The sequence below is a fragment of the Microcoleus sp. PH2017_09_SFU_O_A genome (assembly GCF_020738625.1).
Lineage (GTDB): Bacteria > Cyanobacteriota > Cyanobacteriia > Cyanobacteriales > Microcoleaceae > Microcoleus.
Genome location: NZ_JAEQCF010000080.1, coordinates 10,512 through 33,622, shown reverse-complemented (window position 1 = coordinate 33,622; position 23,111 = coordinate 10,512). Strand labels below are relative to the sequence as shown.

The following is a 23,111-nucleotide window of genomic DNA, read 5'->3' as shown; positions in this document are numbered from 1 at the left end:
AATTGGTAATTGGTAATTGGTAATTGGTAATTGGTAATTGGTAATTGGTAATTGGTAATTGGTAATTGGTAATTGGTAATTGGTAATTGGTAATTGGGATTTGTGGGGTGGGCTTCTAGCCCGCACAAAAATTAAATTTAAATACTATCAACTGCAATATGTCATTGCGAGCTCTTAGCGAAGCAATCCCCGAGATTATGCGATTGCTTCGCTAGGAGCTCGCAATGACAATGACAGCAATTTGTATAGACGCGGTTTCAACCGCCCAATCTTCTATTTGCTGCGTTCATCTTTTTCTCTCAACTGCCAAAGTTGAATCTCATAACAAAGATGCTTTTCAAATAGTTGACTCGCCTCCAATCCTTCAACCACCAATTTCTTAAACCAGCGGCGAAATATCCAACGCAGAATTTTATGAATCGGCGGAACCGCGATCGAAATTAAATCTGCAACATAAATCATTGTGTTCAGTCCATACCTGCGGAAAGTATCGACATACAAATCAATTGTTGGTACAATATGAGCAGAAATATCCTCAGCTTTTACTAAATTAAACCCCGCTTGCATCAATGCAGATTCCAGTTCTTCCACAACATGACAGTTAGAAAACATTCCTTCTGTATAATCACGATTAGAGCGCAACATATCCGCAAGCAGTACGTATCCTCCAAGATTGAGCACCGCCGCCGCACCTTTAGCTATATCGACAGCAGACATATATTGACTGCTTTCGCTAAAGAGGACTAAATCGTAGGAATGGGTGGCTTGGAAGTCTTCAAATTTGGTGAGGTGGAAGATGGCGCGATCGCCTGTACACTTCAGAAAGCGCTGTTGTTGGAACGGATCGGGCGCTAGTCCTTCGACTCCAAAAGCGCGATCGAGCAAATAAGCCGCATTTCCCCCAATCCCGCATCCTACATCTAGGACAGTCTTAATGTCTTTCGGGATAAAATCTAACAACTTATCCGTATAAGCTTGCTGGGCGATGCGTAGCCGCGCGAGTGTTAGTTCATCAGCGGGCACAGGTAAGGTTTCCCAATAGCCATAGTGAAGATAGGGAGATTCTGTCAAGCCCAAATAGTAATTCAGCGCTGCATTTTGGTAGCGAGTTACTTTGGAAATTTCGATTGATGGTGATTTCGGCATAGGGAGAATTGAATAAACTTTAGGATTTCCGGGAGGGTTAAAATTCTTCCCAGTGCTTGCATATATGTTAATAGCACGCGAACCGCATAAATTGCCAACTTTTGCCACAAAATCCCAAATTTTCTTGTCATTCGTGATCGACAAAAACACAATTACATAGTTGAGTTCGTAGGTGGCAATGATTTCGAGCAGACTTGAAACAGTATTTTCCTCTAGTTTTAGCTGTTGCAAATAAGCATTAGCCTGCAACCAGGAAGTGAATCGCCAATCATACAATATCTATACTCAAATTAACAAAGTTATTAATTAGAGTATTATAAAGTAGCTGCTACTGTTTCACGTACAGAATCAAGAAAGTGAACAATCTCCTGCATAACTGAAGACGATCGCAAAATCTCAATATCTTCATTAGTCAAATGATCGATTATTTGTGAGCGATCGTGAATATTTTCTGATCGGGCAATCAATTCTTCTAAAGCTTTTCTAGGTTGACAAACTGCCAAGTCAAGTACATCTTGAGGAGGAATGTATCCTATCAACCGCGAAAGCAAAGAGACATCTTGAAAAAAGATAATTTCTATTTCAGGAACAGCAGAAACTACTTTAAATGGTGTCTTACCCGCTACAAATTCAAGTATTTCTTCAATATCGTTGCGACGTAATTCAACTAACTCCGGTACTACTGAATCTGCATCAAATACGATCAGAACTGGTACTCGCCGCCGCACAATTAAAGACATAGCTAGTGACTTAATATTATATACTTTACCACCAACAACAACTCCCACATCAGTGAGTAAATTTTCTGGTAGCACAGTTTTAAGTAGTTGTGCATCAAAAGCCCCTTCACAAAGAATGTAAGTAATCATTGAATATCTCCCTCGATAACGTTGTAATTAGGCAATCCTTCTTCTACACAGGCACGGTATTTTAAAGTTAATAGTTCGCAAATTTTTTCCTGTTCTAAGGCATATTTTAGTTCTGCTCCATTCCACATCAGAATCGCCTGTGGCAGCGAAAAGTATGAAAGGCTAACAGCCGCATTGGTGAACCCAGTACGACTAAAAATTAATCCAACTGTACCTGCGGGACGACGTAAAAGTTGATTGCGAAGTTTAGCAATAGGAGTAAGATCAACTGTTTTGTCTGCAAAATCTTTGCTTTCAACTAAACAAGAAAGTCCCACACAATGGACAGCGCCATCAATTTGTTCGACTACCTCATCAAAAAGTGTCACGCTGTAAGGCCATTTTACCTCTGCACCATCAAGTTGAAATGCTCGGATAATCAGGTACTCAAAGGCTTTACCCGCGTCCCATCCTGGAGTGCTACGATTCTCGATATTGTTCCATAGAGTTCGTAACTCATCCCAAAGAATGATTGAATCATTCTTTGGTAATCTTTTTCCGCAACCAACTATAATACCTCAGCAATTATACACTTTTCAATCAGCGATCTATTTAAGTTTATCATATTCAAAACTTGTGGGTAGGCATCGCGTCTCCCCAAAACAGGCTTCTCACTGAAGAGTCTATTTTGCTGATCCGATCGCCTATTTACCCTCACTGTTCATGCTTCTTTCATTTTCCCCGATTCTGTGATAAATTTAAATAATGAAAAGATTATGAAAATTAGCGATAGTCGATCGGGCTGTCTGCCGTAATCTGTGGCAAATTTAGCTAGCATTTTGGAATATATGCTCAAAAAGCGTCAAATTATGACTCCATCTCGCCCTTTCCCCCTATCTCTCCTCTCCTCTCCCGTTTGGAAACAATATCAGATGATTGGATTGGGGCTGTTGCTGGGAGTGTGCGTCACCGCGTGCAACACTCAGACGACGGTAGAGCCTCAAACCAATCAAAATCGAGATTCTAGCCCTACTGCCACCGATTGGTTCCGAAAAGACAAAAAAGTCATTCTCACCACCTTTACGGTGCTGGCAGACATGGCGCAGAACGTCGCTGGTGACAAGCTAACTGTTCAATCCATCACAAAGCCTGGGGCGGAAATTCACGGCTATGAAGTCACTCCTAGCGACTTAAAACGAGGGCAAGGTGCTAGTCTAATTTTGGATAACGGATTGAATTTAGAACGTTGGGCAACTCGATTTTATAACAGTTTGCCAAAAGTTCCTCGCATTACTGTCAGCGAAGGAATCAATCCCATTAATATTGCCGAAGATTCCTACAAAGGTAAACCGAATCCTCATGCTTGGATGTCACCTAAAAATGCCTTAATTTACGTTAGAAATATTCGCAGAGCTTTATCAAATGCCGATCCAGCCAATGCTGCAACCTATGAAGCGAATTCGACAAAATACAGTCAGCAAATTGAAGCGATCGATGAAAAGCTCAAACAAGCTATCTCAGCGATTCCGCCAGAAAAACGCTACATAGTAAGTTGTGAAGGCGCCTTTTCTTACATTGCGCGCGACTACGGCTTGAAAGAAGTTTATATTTGGCCTGTAAATGCCGAACAGCAATCTACACCGAAACAAGTTGAACGGGTGATTAATACAGTCAAAGCAAACAAAATCCCCGCCGTATTTTGCGAGAGTACCGTCAGCAACGAAGCACAGCTTCAAGTAGCAAAGGAAACCGGGGCAAAATTTGCCGGGGTGTTTTATGTCGATTCCCTCTCTCCATCGGAAGGCCCTGCATCAACCTACCTTAAGATGCTTGAATACAACGTCAATACTTTGATAAAAGGACTACAGGGTAATGGGGGATAGGGCATTGGGCATTGGTAATTTGGTAATTTGGAGAAATTGGTATGGATAGAATCAGTATTGACATTGAAAATGTCACGGTTGCTTATCATGGTAAAGTAGCCTTGCACAGAGCCTCTCTGCAACTTAAAGCGGGGACAATTTGCGGTTTGGTGGGGATGAATGGTGCGGGAAAATCAACCCTGTTTAAGGCAATTATGGGGTTTGTGAAGCCAAACACCGGACGAATTTTAATTAATGGCTTGCCGATCCGTCAAGTGCAAAAAAGCAATCTGGTTGCCTATGTGCCTCAGTCGGAAGAGGTAGATTGGAATTTCCCGGTGAACGTTTATGATGTGGTGATGATGGGGCGCTACGGCTACATGAATCTGTTGCGGATTCCGCGTTCGATCGACAAACAAGCGGTGCGAGAAAGCTTGGAAAGGGTGGAAATGTGGCCCATGCGCGATCGCCAAATCGGAGAGTTATCCGGGGGACAAAAGAAACGCACCTTTTTTGCGCGGGCTTTGGCGCAACAAGCAAAGGTTTTACTGCTAGATGAACCCTTCGCCGGAGTTGATATCAAAACCGAGAAAATGATGATTGATTTGCTGATGGAATTGCGTCAAACAGGCCATACAATTCTGGTTTCAACTCACGATTTAGAATCGATTACTACATTTTGCGACCAAGTAGTATTAATTAATCGCAGTATTCTCGCCTACGGCAACACCTCAGAAGTGTTTACAGAAGAAAATCTTTCCCGCACCTTTGGCGGTTCGGTTGGTGATTTTTCGTCTGCAAAAAGTCGGTTAACTCAAGTGAATCGGGAGAAGCAATAATGGACTTAATTCAGTGGTTTACCGCACCGTTGCAGCATGAATTTATGGTGAAGGCGATTTTAGTCAGCGCCTTAGTAGGGATTGTTTGTTCGGCGCTTTCGTGCTATATGACTTTGAAGGGATGGGCTTTGATGGGCGATGCGGTTTCCCATGCGGTGATGCCGGGGGTTGTGATTGCTTATGTGCTGAATATTCCTTTGGCGGTGGGGGCGTTTTTGTTTGGCGTGGGCTCCGTAATTGCGATCGGCTTTATCAAAGCAAAAACTCGCGTTAAAGAAGATACAGTGATTGGTTTAGTGTTTACTGGATTTTTTGCCTTTGGTTTGGTGTTAATTTCTAAAGTCAGAAGTTCGATCGACTTAACGCATATCTTATTTGGCAATGTCTTGGGTATTTCCGATTCAGATATTGTTCAAACTGTGATTATTAGTGTCATTACCTTAGTGACGCTGGCAATTTTACGCAAAGATTTAATCCTGTTTTGTTTTGACTCGACTCACGCGCGATCGATCGGTTTAAATATCACTTTCCTTTATTACGTGTTGCTGTCTTTGCTATCGCTGACAGCAGTTGCGGGACTTCAGACAGTCGGGATTATTTTAGTAGTAGCAATGTTGGTAACTCCGGGGGCTACGGCGTATTTATTGAGTGATAATTTTGACCATATGACGCTAATTGCGATGACTTCGGGAGTATTTTCTAGCGTAATGGGAACTTATATCAGCTATCACATTGATGGTTCGACAGGCGGATGTATTGTGGTGCTGCAAACGCTGCTGTTTGTGTTGGCGATGGTTTTTGCCCCGAAATATGGTTTGTTGGTGAGATCTAGGGACTCAGGGGCGATCGGTGAATAGATCAGAAATCAATTATCTTTATTTCTTAGTCCGCGGAGGCGGACATTGTTTGTGTAGCAGCGGTTTTAACCGCCGAGCGATCGAGAGGTAACTATTCACTAAACTCAATATTTTCATACAAATCTGCTACCGAAATTTCCACCTGCACAGACGTTAACATCAGCCGATCGCCCGCACAGCTATATTCCGAAAAAATCCACTTATTCGCATCAGTTTTAGAATACTGTTGCACCTGTACTCGATATTGGTCGATTAATAAATATTCCTGAAAACTCGGGATACTGCGATAAGCCGCAAACTTGTCATCTCGATCGTAAGCTCTAGTACCTTTAGATAGCACCTCAGCAATCAACAGAGGATTAGTGATTGTATCAGTGCGTCCAGATTGAAGTTCGATCGGTTTCGCAACCACCATCACGTCTGGATAAGTATAATTATTAAGTTGCGGAACCCAAAGCCGCTGATCGGATGCAAAAATACTGTAAGGTTTACCCTTAAGGCTCACCCTCAAAATAGCGTTTAAGATGCTCGTGATTTCATTGTGATTCGGTGTGTCGCCAGCCATCAGAATAATCTCGCCGTTGATAAATTCATGTCGATCCAGAGAATTAACTTCAGCTTCTAGATATTCCTGGGCCGTGTAGGTTTTGGTTTCAACTTGCGCGATCATATACAAGGATCTCCTTTAATCTACTTATTTTAGTATATCTTAAAAATCGCTTAAAAACAGGCCGGGGCGGGTTTATGAGATTGTCGGTTTTTGGCAAATATTGTTGGTGAACCCGCCCCTACAGTCCGAATAAATTTACCGCAACAGGGAAAAGTTATAGCCAGTTTTTCCTACTGCTTTAATTTGCACTAAAATTGGCGAACCCGCCCGATCGCCACTTGGCAAAAACTTCACATCCTCGCTAGCTCCCGGTGTCGAGAAATTCGGGCTTTTGAGTGCTTGCTGCAATCCTTCCCGCGTATTACTTTGCTGCAAGCCCGCGATGACAGCTTGAGCCGCATCATAACTCGTTGCGGTGCGCCAATTTACTACTCCTCCCCAGCGCTGACTGGCATTTTTCGGGAAAGTGCTGCCGGGATTCGTTTCAGGATGCCAGGGAACAGGCAAAACAAGCCCGTCAACGCTCTTTTGTCCATCTTTTAACGTTTGAAAGGTGTACATTGTGGTGCTGCCGTAGAGTGGCAATTTGCCTTGATTGGTGCGAGCTAGAAAAATTGCGCGATCGATGCGATCGATGTGAGGTGCTAACATCAATCCTTGTGCGCCTTTGCTGACTGCATCGGCGATCGCAGTGTCGGGATTAAAAGAAGGGAGTGAAAAGTCGCAAACAGTAGGAACTATTGTGCCTTTAGCAGCAGTTAGAGCTGCCACAAATTCATCTCTAAATGATATATTATCGGGTGCTTTCGAGTCATAGCAAATAGCAATATTAGTTTTGCCTGTTTTGACAGCATATTCTGCTAAGGGAGCGGCCATGATGCTAATATTGGGAACAGTCCGAAAGATGTAACTGCCAAATCCTGATAAATCATTAGCAAAGCTTGTCGGTGTCACCATTACCAGTTTTTGTTGCTGATAGATTGGCGCAGCTTCGAGAGAGGCGTTGCTGGCATTGTGTCCAATTATTGCTAGTATACTGGCATCTTTTGTCAATGTGTTTGCAACTTCTTTGACAACTCCTGGATCGTTGTCATCGTTGACAATTTCTACTTGCAGTTTTGCGCCATTGATACCGCCGCTCTTATTGACTTCAGATTGAGCTTGAGCCACTCCTCGGAGAATTTCTTGGGCGACATTGGGGTTGCTACCAATGGGGACGCTGACAGCAATTTTTAACAAGGAAGGGTTACTGCGGGCTGCGGCATTATTTAAATAAATAACTGTTTCTGGATCGTTGCGATTTTTTTGCAGCGAAGCCTGAAAACTTTGCATCGCAGCAGAGTAATCTCCTTTACCAAAAGCATCAACGCCTGCTTGTTTGTCTGGTGTGGTTTGCGATGTCACCAATATCTGATTTCCTAAACTGATGCGAGTTGCGATCGCACCCGATGGACTCGCACCCGCTGTAGGTGTAGATCCAGGTGTAGGTGTAGATGTATCTGAACTTTTGGATGCGAATAAACCGGGAAGGAATTTGAATACACCAAACCCAATTAAGCCGAGGGCAATAATAAAAACAATGGGTGGCGGGCTTTTCCTTTTATCTTGGGACATAATCTTTTCTCCTTATATGATTTCTACAGAAAAGTTATTAACTACAATCAGTATTCAAGAGATTTTGGTTAAAGTCAATTCATTAAATTCACTAATTTAAACTCATAAAAGTCATATTTGGATGTTTGGGGCGGGCAAGATGCCTCCCCCACAGGGGTTTCAGGAATTTTTGCTGTGTGCGATCGCGTTTATGGTGCGATCGTACACAGTGCATTTCCAGGTAATGCTAGGATCGTAGGGTACGTAAGTGCGATCGGCTTTGGTCAATTCATGTGTTTGTGTGCAAATGTAAGTGTCATGATTTTGTGCTTCTAATTTTGGGAGCCATAAAGAATTTCAAGGTGCCCAATCGCAGGTAGACTGTGGCTCGATCGGGCAAATCTTGGGAGAAATCGGATTTCCAGCTAGGTAAATTGACGTCAGGTTAGGCAAGGATTGTAAGGGTTTAATATCGCTGATTTTATTTTCATTAAGTTGGAGCCATCCAAGTTGAGTCAAGGATAGTAAGGGTTTGATGTCGCTGATTTGATTATTTCGGAGGAAAAGAACAATCACCGCAGTCAAGGATTGCAATGGTCTGATATCACTGATTTGATTATCGCTGAGATCGAGCGTTTGAAGTTGAGTCAAGGATTGCAAGGGTTTGATGTCGCTGATTTGATTATAGCTAAGTCCGATCCAAGTCAGGTTAGTCAAGGATTGTAATGGTTTGATGTCGCTGATTTGATTGATGTTGAGTGTGAGATCGGTCAGTTTAGTTAAGGATTGCAATGGTTTGATGTCGCTGATTTTATTGCTGTCGAGTGTGAGATCGGTCAGTTTAGTTAAGGATTGCAATGGTTTGATATCGCTAATTTTATTATTGATGAGATTGAGTTGAGTGAGGTTAGTCAAAGATTGCAATGGTTTGATATCGCTAATTTGATTGTTGCTAAGTTCGATCGAAGTCAGTTTAGTTAAGGATTGCAATGGTTTGATATCGCTAATTTGATTGTTGGTAAGTTCGATCGAAGTCAGTTTAGTTAAGGATTGCAATGGTTTGATGTCGCTGATTTTATTGTTGCCGCCGAGTTCGATCGAAGTCAGGTTAGTCAAGGATTGCAATGGTTTGATATCGCTAATTTTATTATTGATGAGATTGAGTTGAGTGAGGTTAGTCAAAGATTGCAATGGTTTGATATCGCTAATTTTATTATTGATGAGATTGAGTTGAGTGAGGTTAGTCAAAGATTGCAATGGTTTGATGTCAGTAATTTCATTATTTTTGAGGTCGAGTGCTGTGAGACTCGAAAGTTTTTGATTAGCTGCATCGCACTCAGTAGTCTTAGCTTTCTTCAACAGCACTTCAACAGTATATTTATCTTCGGAACTCAAAAAAGGTTGAGCGCGGCACCAATCTGCAAATGTTCGTCGAGTGTCTTTTCGTTGCTTCTGGGTGACTGACGGGGAAGGTCTATTTCCAGATAATCCTAGAAGGGCAACGGCATTTGAACCAAGCTTGACCTGAGTCAGTTTAGTCAAAGATTCCAAAGGTTTGATATCGCTAATCTGATTTTTTTCGAGGTCGAGTTCAGTCAGTTTAGTCAAATATTGCAAGGGCTTAACGTCGCTAATTTTATTGTTATTGAGGTAGAGTTTAGTCAGTTTAGTCAAAGATTGCAATGGTTTGATATCGCTAATTTTATTGTTGTTGAGATCGAGTTCAGTCAGTTTGGTCAAATATTTTAAGGGTTTAATGTCGCTTATTTCATTATTTTTGAGAAAGGCTCCTTTCAGTTTAGTCAAAGATTGCAAGGGTTTAACGTCGCTTATTTTATTATTTACAAGCCTTAAGTAACGCAGGTAAGTCAAAGATTGTAAGGGTTTAATGTCAGCGATCTTATTGTTTTTGAGATAGAGCTGATCCAGTTCAGACAAAGATTGTAATGGTTTGATATCGCTAATTTTATTATTATCAAGGTCTAGTATCATCAGGTAAGTCAAAGACTGCAATGGTTTAATATCGCTGATTTTATTGTCGCTGAGGATGAGACAACCCAGGTTAGTCAAAGATTGTAATGGTTTAATATCGCTGATTCTATTGTTGTTAAGAGTGAGCCACATCAGGTTAGTCAAGGATTGTAATGGTTTGATATCGCTGATTTGATTACCACTAAGCCTGAGTTCTGTTAGGTTGGTCAATGATTGCAATGGTTTGATGTCAATAATTTGATTATTGCTAAGTTCGAGGTCAGTCAGTTTAGTCAAGGATTGTAATGGTTTGATATCAGTGATTTTATTGTCGCCCAGATCGAGTTGCGTGAGACTCGAAAGTTTCCGATTGGCTGCATTGCACTCAATAGTTCCTGCTTGTTCCAACATCACTTCAACAGTAATTTGAGTTTCAGGACTTAAAGAATCTTTTTCGCGACACCAATCACCAAATGTTTTGTTTCCCGATCGCATCTGTGGAAATGACAAAGAAGATATATTTCCGCATGATGATAGACCGATCGCACTAAAAGCAACTACCGCCACCAACCTTGACAAATTCACGTATTTCTGCATAACCATAAACTTCATAATTTTGCACCTCTAATTCCCTAAATAGTAAAGTTTTAGACAAAAAGCCTTCAGAGAGGACAGTCGTCCTCTCTACCAATTACACTCAACTCAAATATCTAACAATTCACCAAATGCTGCATCAATATCAGTCTCAGCAACAGCCACAGACTGAGCAACTGGCGAATGATTAGGAGACTCCGGCGACTCCACCGAATGCACTTTTGCTACTGGTGATTCGGCCACAGGTTCCACAACAACAGACTTAGATTTCTTCACATTAATTACAGGTGATTGTGCTCCATTATCTCCATTTTTACTGGTTTCATTCCGCAGCAACATTGCCATCAAACCGTCCAACAAACCCCCACTACCACCGTTACCATTGACTGTGACATCGGGAACAACGCGAACGCTACCATCCGAAACCGCTTGCATCAATTGCAATAGCGTGTAACTCTGCGTACCGAGAGCGTTGACACCAACTTGATAAGCATCCGCTTTTGCTTGTCCCATTAACCGAATCCCTTCTGCTTCACCACTTGCGTGTTCGATCGCAGCAGTTGCACTCAATTGAGCAATTTTCACCCCTTGTTCCGCCGCTACCACCTGATTTTGAATATTGGCGATCGCAGTTGCGCGCACCAATTCTTGACGCTGATACTCTGAAATCCGCTGTACTTCGTAGGTTTTTTCCTGTTCCTGAGCAATTTTGCGATCGGTCAATGTTTGCATCAACTCTGCTGGCGGCGAAATCAAACCGATCAGCGTGTCCACAGCCTGCACGTCATAGGCACGTAGGGCTTGACGGACGTGTTCGGCGGCCTCTGCTTGGCGTTCGCTGCGTGCGATTAAAAAGTCGAGAATCGTATATTCTTGAGCCGAATTCCGAAAGTAATTGCCCACAATTGGACGCAGCACTTGGTCAATCAGATTTTGCATCGAACCTTGCCGCGAAATGACTCTCGGTGCATCCAAAGTACCGATATGAATGATTTGAAAAACTTCTAACTCAAAGGTAAATCCGTCAAAAGAAAGCAATTTCAAAGCGCTTAATTTCGAGTCGTAGCCGTGTTCTCCGCTGAACCGTGTTGTGAAGTTTAAAACTACATCGGTAGTGGGAACAAGTTCGACTTTCATCACCTTTGTATTGATCGGATGTTTGCCTGGGTAAAGCGGTTCTACCCACACGCCTTTATCACCTTTGTTGACGAGATTTCCGTGGGTAAAAGCCACACCGCTGACATCTTTGTGCGATTCCCCTACATAGGAAATGACTACGCCAACATAGCCGATCGGCACTTCGGTCATTTTCACTTCTTCAACTTTCACAAACCAAGGGTTCAGGTTCCAAGAACCGGATAAAATTACCTGTTCTTGCAAGCCCCTGCGCCCGCCACCTTTGATGAAGGATTGCGCTTTTTGGAAGTTGTCGTGACCGGGAATAATCGGCCCAGCGATTTCACCTTCATCAATCGGAACTCCGTCGAGCACGTTGGCAATTCCCACGAGATCCGGAGCAAGTTTGTATAGATGAAGTTCCGATGGCTGCATACCTTTTGCAGCGGCATTAGCTGAAGTAATCACCTCAAATACAGCCGTATTAATCCGATAAGTACCAGTGGTGAGAATTGCTAGTTGCCGTCCTTTTTCGCCACCGTCGGTGAGGAATTTGCGGGCATTTTGGTAGTTGTCGCAATCGACGACTTTGCCTAAAATGCGATCGGAAGGAATGGTGGCTCCATCATTAGCAATAATTAACCCAATTTCATCTTGAGGAACCACAACAACTGGTTCTCTGCGAACGCTATATTGCCAAGGAAAATAACCAAAATGCCAGCCGGGAGGCAGAGTATCTGCTTGCAAACCTCCTTCGCCATCGAGTGCAATCAATCTACTGGATGGCAAGTTTTTGCTGGAGAATTTCTTGGTAACAATGCCTACTTCTCGTTCGCCGATCGCAATTAAGCCCAAAGTCCAACCAATTTTGGGGATAAACATGAACACAACGAACATTGCGCCTACGGGAAAGATCCAAATCGGGATGGTAAAACCTTCTTCTGTCGCTGGTTGGACTGGTTGGGGTTGGGGAGGTGGCGGATTGGTTTGTGCGGGAGTTGGTGGGGCAAAAGTGCCGGCTAGTGCGATCGTGGTTGCGAAAGATGCTGCTAAGGGTAAAAGCTTGCGAAGCCAACGTGATTTAGTCATAGTTTTTAACCTGCTTTAAGCGAAAGTGTACGAGAAATTTGTTTACTACAATCAGTATTCAATAGATTTCTGTTGGAGTCAATTCATTAAAGTCATGAGTTATGCTCATAAAAGTCATATTTGGAATATGGGTGGCCAGAAACCGGGTTTTTTCCGAAAGACTTCGTTTATAATCCATAGATTAGCTAAAAACCCGGTTTCTTTGGTTGTGATGCGTAACTCCTGTTGATATCAACCACCACCACCACCACCGCCGCCACCGCCACCACCGCCACCACCACCGCCACCACCGCCACCGCCACCGCCGCCACCACTATCATCGCTAATGAATTGAACTGCTTCTTCATACTCTTTATGGTAAGAGCAGTTTTGACATTTACAGGTAACTTTCTGCTTTCCTTGATGGCTAATAGTTGCAGGAATCAAAACTTGATAAGTCCGTTTGATCTTGAGCGTTTTGCACTCAGGGCAGTATCGATCTGTAATGAATTTGATAATTACTATAGCGGGGCAAAGCCCGAAAATCATTAGAGGAATCATGCTTAGGATGTCGTAAAAGTCTTCTGCTACCGAAGAAGATTGAGGTAGGTTGGGAGTTTGTTGCCAACCAGGTGTAGGTACATTCAGAATCGCCTGGGGAAATGCAATCTGCACTTCTAATTCTTGTTCGGGTTGAATAGGCTGACTTGCCACAAATTCAAAAGTTTTAGGATCTACTTGACGAGGAACTGCTGCTGCACCAAAATTCGTAAAGGAGAGAACTTTCCCTGACAAAGCATCTGGTAATTTCACCGTAACTTTTCCCGTATTAACTGGCGCTTTGCGACCCGCTGCAATCGCTTTCCAATAAACTAGAGTATTCCCACCATCTAACTGCAATCCACCTACCACACGATATTTAATCACAAAAGTATGTGTGTCTGGCGGCTTTAATTCATGTTGCCAACGAATCCAAAGTTGATTGTTTTCAGTTCCAGTGCTACTGGTAATTATTTGATTATTTTCGGCAACGGTCACATCTTGAATTGCATCGACTTTATCTAACGGAATATAGCGATACCGTTCATTGTTGTATGCTGCTGTGAATACATATTTTTGCGTTTCCGTAACTAACATATCTCCGTTGGTCTGAACATCGATCGCAACATTGATGTTGTCCCAGTAGAACGGTAGTTGTTGGGCTGCTGCATGAGTTACTGTGACTAACAGTAGGCTTAATGATGCTAGTAATGAAAAAACTATTTTTTTGAGAAGTCGTTTATTTATCATAGGATTTCCACAAGATAAGTGTTGACTACAATTATTCAACAGGTTTCTTGTGGAGTCAATTCATTAAAGTCATTGATTATGTTCATAAAAGTCATATCTTCAGTCAGGATAGAGGAGACGGCAATGCCGTGTCCCTACCCAAAATCATATTGTAGAGACACGGCACTGCCGTCTCCTCATTTCTTTATTTATTTTCAACTTTGAAATAACACACTTAACAAAGTTAAAACCGTGCACCCAAACACGGCTTCAAATGTATATCTTCGCGAAGGTTTGTAAGGGGAAGAATGCCAAACCCGCAATTCTCCATTAAAGCCGCGCGATGCTAAACTCAACGAAACTTGACGGTAATTTACCAAAGTTCGCTGAAGTAATTGCCCGATTAAAATGCCTAAACTACGCATTCCCAGTTTCCAAGTGCGATAGCCACAGCGCGAGTTTTGGGCGATCCAAAGTTCATCTGCGATCGCCAATAAGCTAAAAATAAACCGATACATCAACAACAAAAGTTCTGTCAACAACGGCGGAAAGCGCAATTTTCTGAGGATTTGCAAGGTTTCTGTGAATGGCACCGTCAACAGGATGAAATACATACAACTTGTCGATGCCAAGGTGCGCGGGAATAACAGACTCACTTGGTATAAGCCAGTGCGACTCACATACAGATACAAATTGCCGATGCTAATTCCCCAACCTTGCCAAATATCCCACTGCATTGCCGGGATTTGATTTAACTCAATTCCATTAATCGCCAAAGCAGGCAAACTCGTCAGCAAAAACATCAACGGTAGCGACAACAACCGCAGATAAAGTTTCCCCGGAATGCCCGCATAGATGACGATCCAGACTGCTAACCACAGGGCGATCGACAATTGGACGATCGCCCCAGACAGCAGAGATAGAATCAAAAGGGCGATCGCAAACGATAATTTGTGAGTTGGCGGCAACCCACGCAAACGATTGGTGTAAGCCAGACTATCAATCTGATGATTCATTCCAGCGGCGATTTATCATCAGATTGCTGAGATTGCGATCGGCCTTTATAAAGCCCGATCGCATATCCGATCGCACCAGCCCCCAGCGCCGCTTGAGTCGCAAATAATAAACTGGCAATTTCAGCGCTAGGCGGTTCAAACAAGTGATTAAACCAAGGTTTATAATCGGGTTGAATTTCGGTAATTGCTTTCTGTGCGCGATCGTCCGATCCGCCGTATTCACCCCGCACAAAAACTAGGGGAATCACCGCAAGGGCGACAACTGCAATTACTAACATCCAATTTTGTTGCGAACTAGCTTGCTGATTTTTTGTAGGTTTTTGATTCACGACTTTATGACTCCTGTTTCAATAATTTCAGAATTTCTAACTCTGGTTTTCCGTAAGAATGCAGCCAATTCCAAACCAATAAAGTCAGCAATCCCTCACTAATCGCCAGAGGTACTTGAGTAATCGCAAAGATACTAGCAAACTTGAGAAACGAAGCCATAAAACCGCCACTCGCTGCCGGAAAAGCCAATGCCAACTGCATCGAAGTCACCACATAAGTCAGCAAATCTGCCAAAGCAGCCGCACAAAAAATTGCCAACCTTTGTTTACCAGTTCGCATCAGCAATTGATAGATAAAATATGCAGCAAACGGCCCAACAATCGCCATCGAAAACATATTCGCCCCCAACGTTGTCAGCCCGCCGTGCGCTAACAATAACGTTTGAAACAACAGCACTAAAGCACCAAGTACAGCCATCACCGAAGGGCCGAACAAAATTGCACCCAAACCCGTACCCGTTGGGTGAGAACAACTCCCCGTTACCGATGGAATTTTTAAAGCAGAAAGCACAAAAGTAAACGCACCCGCCAAAGCTAGTAATAGTTTAAGTTCCGGGTGTTCTTTGGTAATGCGAGTAATTTCACGCAAACCCAACACAAAAAAAGGCAAAGCCACCATCCACCAAAACGCAGCCCATTGTACAGGCAAAAAACCTTCTGAAATGTGCATAGCAGCGGCCGGTGTTGCCGAACCCAAGACAAGATAACAACTCAAGCCAGCCATCAATCCCAGGCTGACTAATTTCCGATTTCTGGCCTGCATCAAGTACCTCGCGGATGAGACTATGTGAACCAACACATCGGCGGGCGTTCTGACTTGAGAGGTAGAGGACTGAAGTCCTTACTACAAACCTCATTACAGTTGCGGGACAGCGTTGGATTTGCACCAAACTTTCCCCGTTTCCTCTAATGGCTGTTCCCCATTAGAACCGACTGCTTAGACATAGTTTAGTCGATCGCGTAAATCTCAGCCGATATTTTACAAAAATTAATTCAGATCAAATAAGTCAATATTACCTATCATCTTGCTTTTCTTCCTTTTCTTACTTAGCGTCTTTGCGACCCATAATATTCTTAATCAAATACAAAAGAACACCCAACAACTCAATGCTATAATATTAATGAGTTTCGAGAAAAATTACCATGTTAAATTACAACTTCCCGAAGCACTGGCCCTCAGCAGAAGAACTACCAGACTCAGATGAAACACCAGTGGATAACGAACTGCAAGAATTAATACCAGGATTGCTGAAAGCAATATTGCTCATAATTTGGGCAGAACGCATGGACTGGTTTTTTGGCATAGATATGGGTCTTTACCATCACCCTGACAAACCAGCTATTGTGCCAGATGCTTTCTTGAGTTTAGGTGTGGAAAGGTTTTATGACGAAGAATTGCGTCCCAGTTACGCGGTATGGGAGGAAAAAGTAATGCCAACTTTTGTCCTCGAAGTTGTTTCCCCAACTTATCGCAACGAATATACCGCCAAGTTGGAAGAATATCAAAGTTTAGGCATACTTTACTATGTCATTTATTCTTCTCGCCGCCGCCGCAAACCCCGTTTGGAAGTACATAAGTTAGTCAATGGCAAGTATGAGTTACAGCCAGGAAATCTAGTTTGGATGCCAGAAATTGGTTTGGGAATTGGTTGTGAAAGGGGCAATTATTCTGGGGTGACAAGGGAATGGTTGTATTGGTACGATGCGGATGGCAAACGCTATCTGACTCCTGAAGAACAGGTGAAGGAATTAGCCCAGCGCGCCGATCGACTAGCTGAACGATTGCGCGAGTTGGGGATAGATCCTGATAATATAAGCTAATTGAGAGGAAAGAGTGCCAGAATGACGCAGCCTGCGGGCGATCGCCAACCGAGTTTTTTCACCGATCGCGATCGCCCTAAACGCAAGATTTTCCCGAAAATCCCGATTTTTGCGTCCCGAAATGTGTGAAAATTATCAAAAAAATTAGGAAAGATGCGGCCTTATTTGGAACAGACAGAGAGTTTGATGGCAAAAATTGAGATGCAGATCGACAAAATGGCGATCGGGAGACGTGATTAAATAATGCTCATGGATCTACGTTCTTACGATATCATCTGCTTTGGTGATGAAGTTCCAGGAGTTCTAGCTGTTATCTCAGCAGCCAGAGAATACCGCCGCCGGACAAAGCTTTATCCGCGAGTTTTGCTGATGTCTAAAGGAAGCTTGCAAGAAGGAATTGGCGGACATTTAGTCAGAGGCGGCCTCGCTTATTTAGATCGAAGTCAGGTTAGTCAAGAACTCCAAAAATCTTTAAATTTAGACCCCTTCGGTTCACCGCCGACAATCTATAAAGAATTCCTGCAAAAATCTGGTGTCAGCGCGATCGCCCTTGACCCCAGCAAAGCCACCGCAGCCCTGAAAGCAATGCTGGTACAAGCAGGAGTTGCACTCCTGGGCAAAGTAGAAATTAAATCAATCAATAAAGAAGGCAAAAAAATTACTAGCATAATTACCTCAAAAGGGACAGTTTATGTAGCAAAACAATTTATTGATGCCACTGTCAATGGCGAATTAGCTCAAGCCGCAGGTGTGCGAAAGCTGAATGGATTTGAAACCTTTGGTTTGCCTAACTCAGAACTTCCAGTCACCCTAGTTTTTGAAACTCAAGGACTCAGTGTCAGAAGACTGAAAGAACTCGATTATATTTATCTAAAACGCTTCACAAACCTTGCCGATTCTGAGGCTCAAAAATTTTTGCTGTCTGCTGCGGGGAAAGATGCCAAGCTAGCAGAAGAACTCCGCCTGGAAATGATCGACACCAGAGGAAATCTCAAAACTCTGTGGGCGGGCAACGATTACATTGATGTGCGATCGCCAGCTTTGTCTGTAGCATACCACTCTTTTAGAGGCAGAAAGCTATCTTTTTCTGAAACTGGCATAATTTTAGACGAAGGAAATATCGCCATACTTCCAGACGAAAGACTTTCGTGGAATGCGCTGTTATTTGCAGTCACTGGTAGCGAAGCAGAAGCCTTAGCGAGAAACGGGAGCAAACCCACAGCTAATATGCAAAAAGAGATGTCATTTCTGACCACTTGGCTGAAAAGTTTGGGGGCTACCTATGTTACTCCGGCTTCAGAACTTTATATCAGACACGCTGGGAATGTGACGGGAGTTGTAGAACCTTTAATAGGCGCACAAATGCTGCATGGTGGCGTACCAGCTACTGAAGCACTGGGAACATTTAGCTATCATTTTGATGTCCGGGGAGGCATTCCGGGGATTGGCGACAAAGCAAAGAGTCGAGGGTGGTTTAAAAGTCTGATGTTCCAACAGCCTACCTTCAATATTGGCATCCGCCACGCATTAATGAACAATGTTCCTAACCTGGCAGTTGTCAGTCCCTGTTCTGGATTTGAAGGGCTTGCTTGTGCTGTGGGCAGAATTGTAGAATTCAATGTAGCAGTTGGTCAAGGTGTCGGTATTGCGGCCGTTAATGCCATTCTCAATAACAAAAATTTAGCCGATATATCTAACCGAGAAGTCAGACAAGTTCTAGTTGAAACAGGCCAGTTACCTAAAATTTTTGGAGTTGCAAATAACACTGATGGAATGCTATTAGCACAATTCGAGACTCTTGTAAGTGCCGATGCTATTGCATAATATAGCACTTCTCAAAAAGGTAAGGCACGTTGTTGGGCTTCAGCCCTTCTTATAAGGTACGTTGTTGGGCTTCAGCCCTTCTTATCTAATTGGTAGTATGTGGAGCCATCCATCCTACCAAACAAAAGACAGAAAAATAAAGGTTCGTAGTGAGGGCTTTAGCCCGCAAAAAAGAAGGACTAAAGTCCTCACTACGAACCAAGTCTTAATTTTTTGGCGGGCACTTCGGATGAGTCCCTCCCTGCAAACAAATGTAAGCAATTTGACTTTGATCTAAATTCTTAGCCTCGGAAAAATTAACACCTTGGAATCGACCTGATTTGCTACCAGCCTGACTTTGAATAAACTGATCCGAAGTCCCCTTCCCCAGGAAAACAGCGCCTTGAAAATTAGCTCCCGCTAAATTCGCACCTCTAAAATCAACCGAACTCACGTCCGCATTCCGCAAATTAGCATCTTGCAATCGAGCATCTTTTAAATTCGCGTTGGCAAGTTTAGCCGAACTTAAATCAGCATTTTGTAAATTTGCGCCGCTCAAATCAGCACCGGACAAATCAGCACCTTGCCATTCCGATTTAGACAAATTTGTTAGAGATAACTGAGTGCCTTGAGCCTTGACTTTGCCCAAACGCGCACTTTCTAAATTGGCTCCCGAAAAATTGGCGCTGCCGATATCTGCCCCGGTAAAGCTTGCCTCTTTTAACATTGCTTGCTGCAAATTCGCCCCAATTAAAAGACTGTTGCTAAGATTAGCTCCATTCAAATTTCCGCTTGACAAATTAGCTTTGTTCAGAACAGCGCGCACAAAAGTAGTGCGGTTCATTACGGCGCTGTTAAAAGATGCTCCGGTTAAATTTGCTCCTTCAAAATTAGCTTCGCTTAAGTCAGAAATCCAATCGTCAAATGTGCCAGGACGCCTGTCTTCGCCGGTGCCATAAAAGCGAATTCCCTGCAAGCTGGCATTTGTTAAATTGGCTTTTCTCAGCTTAATTCCTGATAAGTCAACTTTGTCTAATACTAAAGTAAACTGACCCGGGCCGGCAGGACTTTGACCTAAATCTGTGCGGCTCAGATCGGCGCCGTTGAGCTGGCTGCTATACACTGTGAGAATTTTGCCGATCGCCCTTTGCACTGTTCGCTGGCGGGTAGCCGCTAACTCGCGTTCCGGAGTCTTTCCACCGTAGCGCAGGGATTCGAGGTCATTGCTGAGGGCTTGGTTCAACCGCTGCAAATCAGGTAAAGCTTTCGGCCCGGTACTGACTAAAGCTTGCTGGATCGCGTCCAGCATCGCCTTGCTTTCTTCTTGAGCCAGCAAATCCGCTAACAGGGGTACGGCGCGGGAGTCTTCCACCGCCCCCAAAGCCAAAATAGCCGATCGCCTCCCCGATGTTCCGCTAGCCGAAGCAGGAGACAATTTGCTAACTAAAGCTACAAATAACTCGTCATTCCGCTGCCGAGAATCCCGCAAATTAGCTTGACTTTGAGTGTAGATCAGAGTGCCAACAAACAAACTTAAAATCAATCCCGCACTGCCAATAGTAACTATCACTAAAGTTGTCCCCGGATGTTGGCGAATCCAATTCCACAGACTGGGATCTTCTTTCATATTGGTTTCTGGAGTCAAAACCAAAGCCGCAATTTGCGCGTCTTCCTCAGTCCAATCTTGACTCTGGACAGGATTGGGTGACAGTTGGTGCGATTCCCTACGGGATAGCTTCGCTTCACGACTATTGACCACCAAAGTATTCGCAAGGCGATCGTGCCCCGATTGCCGTTTGTAGCGCAATCCAAAAGCGCCATCTGCCAGCACTGCCAAGCCGCTCAACGCCCCTAAAATGATTAAATCTGGAAACGCGCCAGTCAAGCGCCAAACCCCGTAAGCGACGCCCAGAGGCACTCCCCAGCGCCCCAAACTTTCGCGAACCAGCACCCGCGCCCAACCCGGAGGAGTACCCGAGGCTGTGACAACTTTCACTCCGAACCAGCGTTTCGGGAGAGTTTGACCGATTCTGGCGAGCAAAAACAACTGCCACGCCGCTAAAGCTGCCGGCGCCAGCAGCGCCCCCGACCAGAATAGATTAGTTAGGGGTGCAACTCTGGGGTTGCGATCGCGCACGGGGATGGCCAAAACACGGGCAACAGTTTCCGATGCTGCTGCTACCGAGGGATTGAGTGGCACGGTTTGAGCTTCTTTGTTAACCAGTGCCCCGATACTGAAGGGAACCAGGGCGCTAGCTGCGATTAACGAAATTTCAACAGTCCAAGCGCCACACCGGCGAACCAGCAGTGGCATTGGCTGGGATTGTCTTTGCCAAGACGGATCGGGTTGATTAATATCACCGGGTGCAGTTGGGTTAGACATATTTATAATTTCCTATTGTTAATCCTTAGTTGGAGGAATCAGGAGATATTGCCAATTTATACGCTATGTAGATTAGCACTCCGAGAACGCCAAGAGTCATCACGGCGGAAAGTAGCTGTACGATACTATTGAAGACTGTCAGAACAACGATCGCTCCGACGGCAAAGACTGCCACCTGTCCCGGTTTGGGGAGTTTCTGAAACTTCTCTAGAGATTGATTGTAGAAGGTTCCGATCGCTTGATAGCTGTCTGGATTTTGTTGGATGAGAGGCGATCGTTCTAGTTTAGCTTTGAGTTCTCCGATCGCTTGCTGCCAATTGAAGTTATTTTGAGGATTCATAAAAAAAATCAGTAGTTAAGTAGAAGGAAGAAGTCATTAGTCATTAGTCATTAGTCATTAGTCATTAGTCATTAGTCATTAGTCATTAGTCATTGGTCATTAGTTAACTGTCAACTGTCAACTGTCAACTGTCAACTGTCAACTGTCAAAGACATACACAGCAAGCTTGTTAGCGATCTATATTTTACTTTAATTAGGTAGATTTTACTTGATTGAGATCCACGTGTTTGGAACCGCAATTATCATCTATCGTCTAAAGAAGTAGGACTAAATCCCATTGTGTGAGGAAATATGAAGATACACTGTGCGGGCGATCGCGACAAACGGTGGTTTAGCCCGATCGTAACCGTAGCCTTGGCAATGATTTTAGCGGATGCCGGAGCTATTCGGAGCCAACCGTTGCAAATTGCTCCAGGATTTCCCGAACCGCTGAGAGTTTCGGGAGTTTCCGGCGGCCCGAACAATAGTGGCGACTGCGGTTTCGTAGCCCAAAGCCCCAACCAAGTCATCGAAGTAACCCAGGATTTGCCTTACTGGCGGATTGCAGTACAAACTGCGGGAGCTCCCAGTTTGATGATTCAGGGGCCGAGGGGTCGTTTCTGCGTCCTACCGGCGAATGCTGCTGCGGGGAATGTAGAATTTTCTGGTTATGGAGACAAGGGGACTTACGTGATTTTCGTGGGCGATCGATCGCAAGGTCAACACCCTTATTCTCTCTCAATTTCCCAACAGCGAAATTAACAATATAACGGGATGATAACGCTTGGTGTCAAAAAACAGAAGATTTCATATCAATTTTGTACTTGCTCTCTAACCCATTTGCGAAACAATCGGAGAGTTTGACTCGTCCCCGCGGTTTGACTTTGTTCGCAATATTGAGAAATCGCTTCAATAATTGGCAGATTGGGAAATATCGGACTAAATTCCGATTCAACATATTTCCCATCTTCAAGAACATTAATCTCAAGCCTTTTATTTTCATAGCGCCAGATTTCCGGGACTCCCAGCGCCTCGTAAGCATCCAGTTGAGTCTTGGAAGTGAGATCGACTTCAATTGCTAAATCCGGCGGCGGATCGACAGTTAAGTCGATGCGCTTTTTGCCAATCATTCGAGCGTAATTCTGGATGTAAAAACATTCATCAGGCTCAATTCCTTGCAACATACTTTTTCGTTTGAAAGTCGTCGAACCAAATGGTTCAAAGTCAATTTCAAGTTCCTCAAACAAAATTTTTACTAAATAGCCAATAATAATTTTAGCCTTCTCATGTTCTGGTAGGGGCATCCTAATCTCCAAAGTTCCTTGACTGTAAGCTATTCTAGAGCCACGGTGTTCTCCGAACTCCTCTAAAATCGCCTCAAATTCCTGCCAGTTGACATCGTTCAACAGCAGTCTATGTCCTGGCGGCACACTGATTTGCCTTAATTGCAGCGTTACCATTTCAACCTCCGATTTATTTAAATTTATTATAACTTGTGCATTAAGGTATGTTGTTGCGCTTCAGCGCTCTTTCTTATACATCAAGCAGTACGGTTCACTTAAGACTGCTAGTCAAAGGTACGTAGTTGCGCTTCAGCGCTCTTTCTTATATATAGAGCAATACAGTTAACTGAAAACTGGTAGTCAAAGGTACGTAGTTGCGCTTCA

Annotated in this window: 21 protein-coding genes and 1 riboswitch; of the genes, 7 read left to right on the top strand and 14 right to left on the bottom strand. The window is 43.7% G+C overall.

Annotated features, from left to right (window positions below; translation table 11 throughout):
* Positions 1–273: 273 nt before the first annotated feature.
* The 3 genes from JGK16_RS25435 to JGK16_RS25425 are packed head-to-tail and all read right to left on the bottom strand — an operon-like array spanning position 274 to position 2,383.
* A complete protein-coding gene (locus JGK16_RS25435) occupies positions 274–1,422 on the bottom strand; it encodes a methyltransferase domain-containing protein (protein ID WP_293185353.1) in 1,149 nt (382 codons plus the stop codon).
* Between the two features lie 38 nt (positions 1,423–1,460).
* Positions 1,461–2,015 (bottom strand): hypothetical protein, encoded by a 555-nt coding sequence (locus JGK16_RS25430; RefSeq protein WP_293185355.1) that lies wholly within the window; start codon positions 2,013–2,015, stop codon positions 1,461–1,463.
* Positions 2,012–2,383, bottom strand: coding sequence for a hypothetical protein (locus JGK16_RS25425; protein ID WP_293185357.1), 372 nt, complete (start codon positions 2,381–2,383; stop codon positions 2,012–2,014). Before JGK16_RS25425 ends, JGK16_RS25430 begins: the two co-directional genes overlap by 4 nt.
* Positions 2,384–2,812: 429 nt before the next feature.
* Here JGK16_RS25425 and JGK16_RS25420 point away from each other — a divergent pair, with 429 nt between their 5' ends.
* The 3 genes from JGK16_RS25420 to JGK16_RS25410 are packed head-to-tail and all read left to right on the top strand — an operon-like array spanning position 2,813 to position 5,552.
* Entirely contained in the window at positions 2,813–3,877 is a 1,065-nt protein-coding gene (locus JGK16_RS25420; RefSeq protein WP_293185359.1) for a metal ABC transporter substrate-binding protein, read from the top strand.
* Between the two features lie 41 nt (positions 3,878–3,918).
* The gene (locus JGK16_RS25415) at positions 3,919–4,695 is read left to right on the top strand and encodes a metal ABC transporter ATP-binding protein (protein WP_293185361.1); all 777 of its coding nucleotides are present in this window, start codon (positions 3,919–3,921) and stop codon (positions 4,693–4,695) included.
* Complete coding sequence (locus JGK16_RS25410; protein WP_293185363.1) at positions 4,695–5,552, top strand: metal ABC transporter permease; 858 nt, start codon at positions 4,695–4,697, stop codon at positions 5,550–5,552. Before JGK16_RS25415 ends, JGK16_RS25410 begins: the two co-directional genes overlap by 1 nt.
* 91 nt (positions 5,553–5,643) lie before the next feature.
* Here the strand turns inward: JGK16_RS25410 and JGK16_RS25405 are convergent, their stop codons facing one another.
* Entirely contained in the window at positions 5,644–6,222 is a 579-nt protein-coding gene (locus tag JGK16_RS25405) for a Uma2 family endonuclease (protein WP_293193170.1), read from the bottom strand.
* Between the two features lie 135 nt (positions 6,223–6,357).
* On the bottom strand, positions 6,358–7,776 hold the full coding sequence (locus tag JGK16_RS25400) for an ABC transporter substrate-binding protein (RefSeq protein ID WP_293193169.1): 1,419 nt from the start codon (positions 7,774–7,776) through the stop codon (positions 6,358–6,360).
* Positions 7,777–7,893: 117 nt separating this feature from the next.
* Here JGK16_RS25400 and JGK16_RS25395 point away from each other — a divergent pair, with 117 nt between their 5' ends.
* The gene (locus tag JGK16_RS25395) at positions 7,894–8,091 is read left to right on the top strand and encodes a hypothetical protein (protein WP_293193168.1); all 198 of its coding nucleotides are present in this window, start codon (positions 7,894–7,896) and stop codon (positions 8,089–8,091) included.
* A gap of 21 nt (positions 8,092–8,112) precedes the next feature.
* Here JGK16_RS25395 and JGK16_RS25390 read toward each other — a convergent pair whose 3' ends face one another.
* From JGK16_RS25390 to JGK16_RS25365, 6 genes are all read right to left on the bottom strand, one after another.
* Complete coding sequence (locus JGK16_RS25390; protein WP_293193167.1) at positions 8,113–10,338, bottom strand: leucine-rich repeat domain-containing protein; 2,226 nt, start codon at positions 10,336–10,338, stop codon at positions 8,113–8,115.
* 90 nt (positions 10,339–10,428) lie between these two features.
* Positions 10,429–12,525: an SPFH domain-containing protein gene (locus tag JGK16_RS25385; RefSeq protein WP_293193166.1), complete on the bottom strand. Its 2,097-nt coding sequence runs from the start codon at positions 12,523–12,525 to the stop codon at positions 10,429–10,431.
* 231 nt (positions 12,526–12,756) lie between these two features.
* A complete protein-coding gene (locus JGK16_RS25380; protein WP_293193165.1) occupies positions 12,757–13,794 on the bottom strand; it encodes a DUF2207 domain-containing protein in 1,038 nt (345 codons plus the stop codon).
* 194 nt (positions 13,795–13,988) lie between these two features.
* Positions 13,989–14,789 carry a cobalt ECF transporter T component CbiQ gene (cbiQ, locus tag JGK16_RS25375; protein ID WP_293193164.1) on the bottom strand — a complete coding sequence of 267 codons (801 nt, stop codon included), beginning with the start codon at positions 14,787–14,789 and terminating at the stop codon, positions 13,989–13,991.
* On the bottom strand, positions 14,786–15,118 hold the full coding sequence (locus tag JGK16_RS25370) for an energy-coupling factor ABC transporter substrate-binding protein (RefSeq protein WP_293185377.1): 333 nt from the start codon (positions 15,116–15,118) through the stop codon (positions 14,786–14,788). Before JGK16_RS25370 ends, cbiQ begins: the two co-directional genes overlap by 4 nt.
* A gap of 4 nt (positions 15,119–15,122) precedes the next feature.
* Positions 15,123–15,881, bottom strand: a complete 759-nt coding sequence (locus JGK16_RS25365) for an energy-coupling factor ABC transporter permease (protein ID WP_293185378.1) — start codon at positions 15,879–15,881, stop codon at positions 15,123–15,125.
* A gap of 21 nt (positions 15,882–15,902) precedes the next feature.
* Positions 15,903–16,067, bottom strand: a riboswitch (cobalamin riboswitch).
* Between the two features lie 194 nt (positions 16,068–16,261).
* Between JGK16_RS25365 and JGK16_RS25360 the strand changes: the two genes are divergently transcribed.
* Complete coding sequence (locus JGK16_RS25360) at positions 16,262–16,939, top strand: Uma2 family endonuclease (protein ID WP_293193163.1); 678 nt, start codon at positions 16,262–16,264, stop codon at positions 16,937–16,939.
* Positions 16,940–17,188: 249 nt separating this feature from the next.
* Positions 17,189–18,763 carry an FAD-dependent oxidoreductase gene (locus JGK16_RS25355; RefSeq protein ID WP_293185380.1) on the top strand — a complete coding sequence of 525 codons (1,575 nt, stop codon included), beginning with the start codon at positions 17,189–17,191 and terminating at the stop codon, positions 18,761–18,763.
* A 205-nt stretch (positions 18,764–18,968) separates the two neighbouring features.
* Here the strand turns inward: JGK16_RS25355 and JGK16_RS25350 are convergent, their stop codons facing one another.
* Both JGK16_RS25350 and JGK16_RS25345 read right to left on the bottom strand, forming a co-directional pair.
* Positions 18,969–21,125, bottom strand: coding sequence for a pentapeptide repeat-containing protein (locus tag JGK16_RS25350; protein WP_293185381.1), 2,157 nt, complete (start codon positions 21,123–21,125; stop codon positions 18,969–18,971).
* 25 nt (positions 21,126–21,150) lie between these two features.
* Positions 21,151–21,465 (bottom strand): hypothetical protein, encoded by a 315-nt coding sequence (locus tag JGK16_RS25345; RefSeq protein WP_293185382.1) that lies wholly within the window; start codon positions 21,463–21,465, stop codon positions 21,151–21,153.
* A gap of 291 nt (positions 21,466–21,756) precedes the next feature.
* Between JGK16_RS25345 and JGK16_RS25340 the strand changes: the two genes are divergently transcribed.
* Positions 21,757–22,206, top strand: coding sequence for a hypothetical protein (locus tag JGK16_RS25340; protein WP_293193162.1), 450 nt, complete (start codon positions 21,757–21,759; stop codon positions 22,204–22,206).
* A 50-nt stretch (positions 22,207–22,256) separates the two neighbouring features.
* Here JGK16_RS25340 and JGK16_RS25335 read toward each other — a convergent pair whose 3' ends face one another.
* Complete coding sequence (locus JGK16_RS25335) at positions 22,257–22,904, bottom strand: Uma2 family endonuclease (protein WP_293185386.1); 648 nt, start codon at positions 22,902–22,904, stop codon at positions 22,257–22,259.
* Positions 22,905–23,111 lie beyond the last annotated feature (207 nt).

Coding starts and splice junctions, on each gene's coding strand:
- JGK16_RS25385 (WP_293193166.1), bottom strand. CDS start 12,525: ATGACTAAATCACGTTGGCTTCGCAAGCTTTTACCCTTAGCAGCATCT.
- JGK16_RS25360 (WP_293193163.1), top strand. CDS start 16,262: ATGTTAAATTACAACTTCCCGAAGCACTGGCCCTCAGCAGAAGAACTA.
- JGK16_RS25405 (WP_293193170.1), bottom strand. CDS start 6,222: ATGATCGCGCAAGTTGAAACCAAAACCTACACGGCCCAGGAATATCTA.
- JGK16_RS25430 (WP_293185355.1), bottom strand. CDS start 2,015: ATGATTACTTACATTCTTTGTGAAGGGGCTTTTGATGCACAACTACTT.
- JGK16_RS25355 (WP_293185380.1), top strand. CDS start 17,189: ATGGATCTACGTTCTTACGATATCATCTGCTTTGGTGATGAAGTTCCA.
- JGK16_RS25390 (WP_293193167.1), bottom strand. CDS start 10,338: ATGAAGTTTATGGTTATGCAGAAATACGTGAATTTGTCAAGGTTGGTG.
- JGK16_RS25340 (WP_293193162.1), top strand. CDS start 21,757: ATGAAGATACACTGTGCGGGCGATCGCGACAAACGGTGGTTTAGCCCG.
- JGK16_RS25415 (WP_293185361.1), top strand. CDS start 3,919: ATGGATAGAATCAGTATTGACATTGAAAATGTCACGGTTGCTTATCAT.
- JGK16_RS25345 (WP_293185382.1), bottom strand. CDS start 21,465: ATGAATCCTCAAAATAACTTCAATTGGCAGCAAGCGATCGGAGAACTC.
- JGK16_RS25400 (WP_293193169.1), bottom strand. CDS start 7,776: ATGTCCCAAGATAAAAGGAAAAGCCCGCCACCCATTGTTTTTATTATT.
- JGK16_RS25380 (WP_293193165.1), bottom strand. CDS start 13,794: ATGATAAATAAACGACTTCTCAAAAAAATAGTTTTTTCATTACTAGCA.
- JGK16_RS25350 (WP_293185381.1), bottom strand. CDS start 21,125: ATGTCTAACCCAACTGCACCCGGTGATATTAATCAACCCGATCCGTCT.
- JGK16_RS25335 (WP_293185386.1), bottom strand. CDS start 22,904: ATGGTAACGCTGCAATTAAGGCAAATCAGTGTGCCGCCAGGACATAGA.
- JGK16_RS25365 (WP_293185378.1), bottom strand. CDS start 15,881: ATGCAGGCCAGAAATCGGAAATTAGTCAGCCTGGGATTGATGGCTGGC.
- cbiQ (WP_293193164.1), bottom strand. CDS start 14,789: ATGAATCATCAGATTGATAGTCTGGCTTACACCAATCGTTTGCGTGGG.
- JGK16_RS25410 (WP_293185363.1), top strand. CDS start 4,695: ATGGACTTAATTCAGTGGTTTACCGCACCGTTGCAGCATGAATTTATG.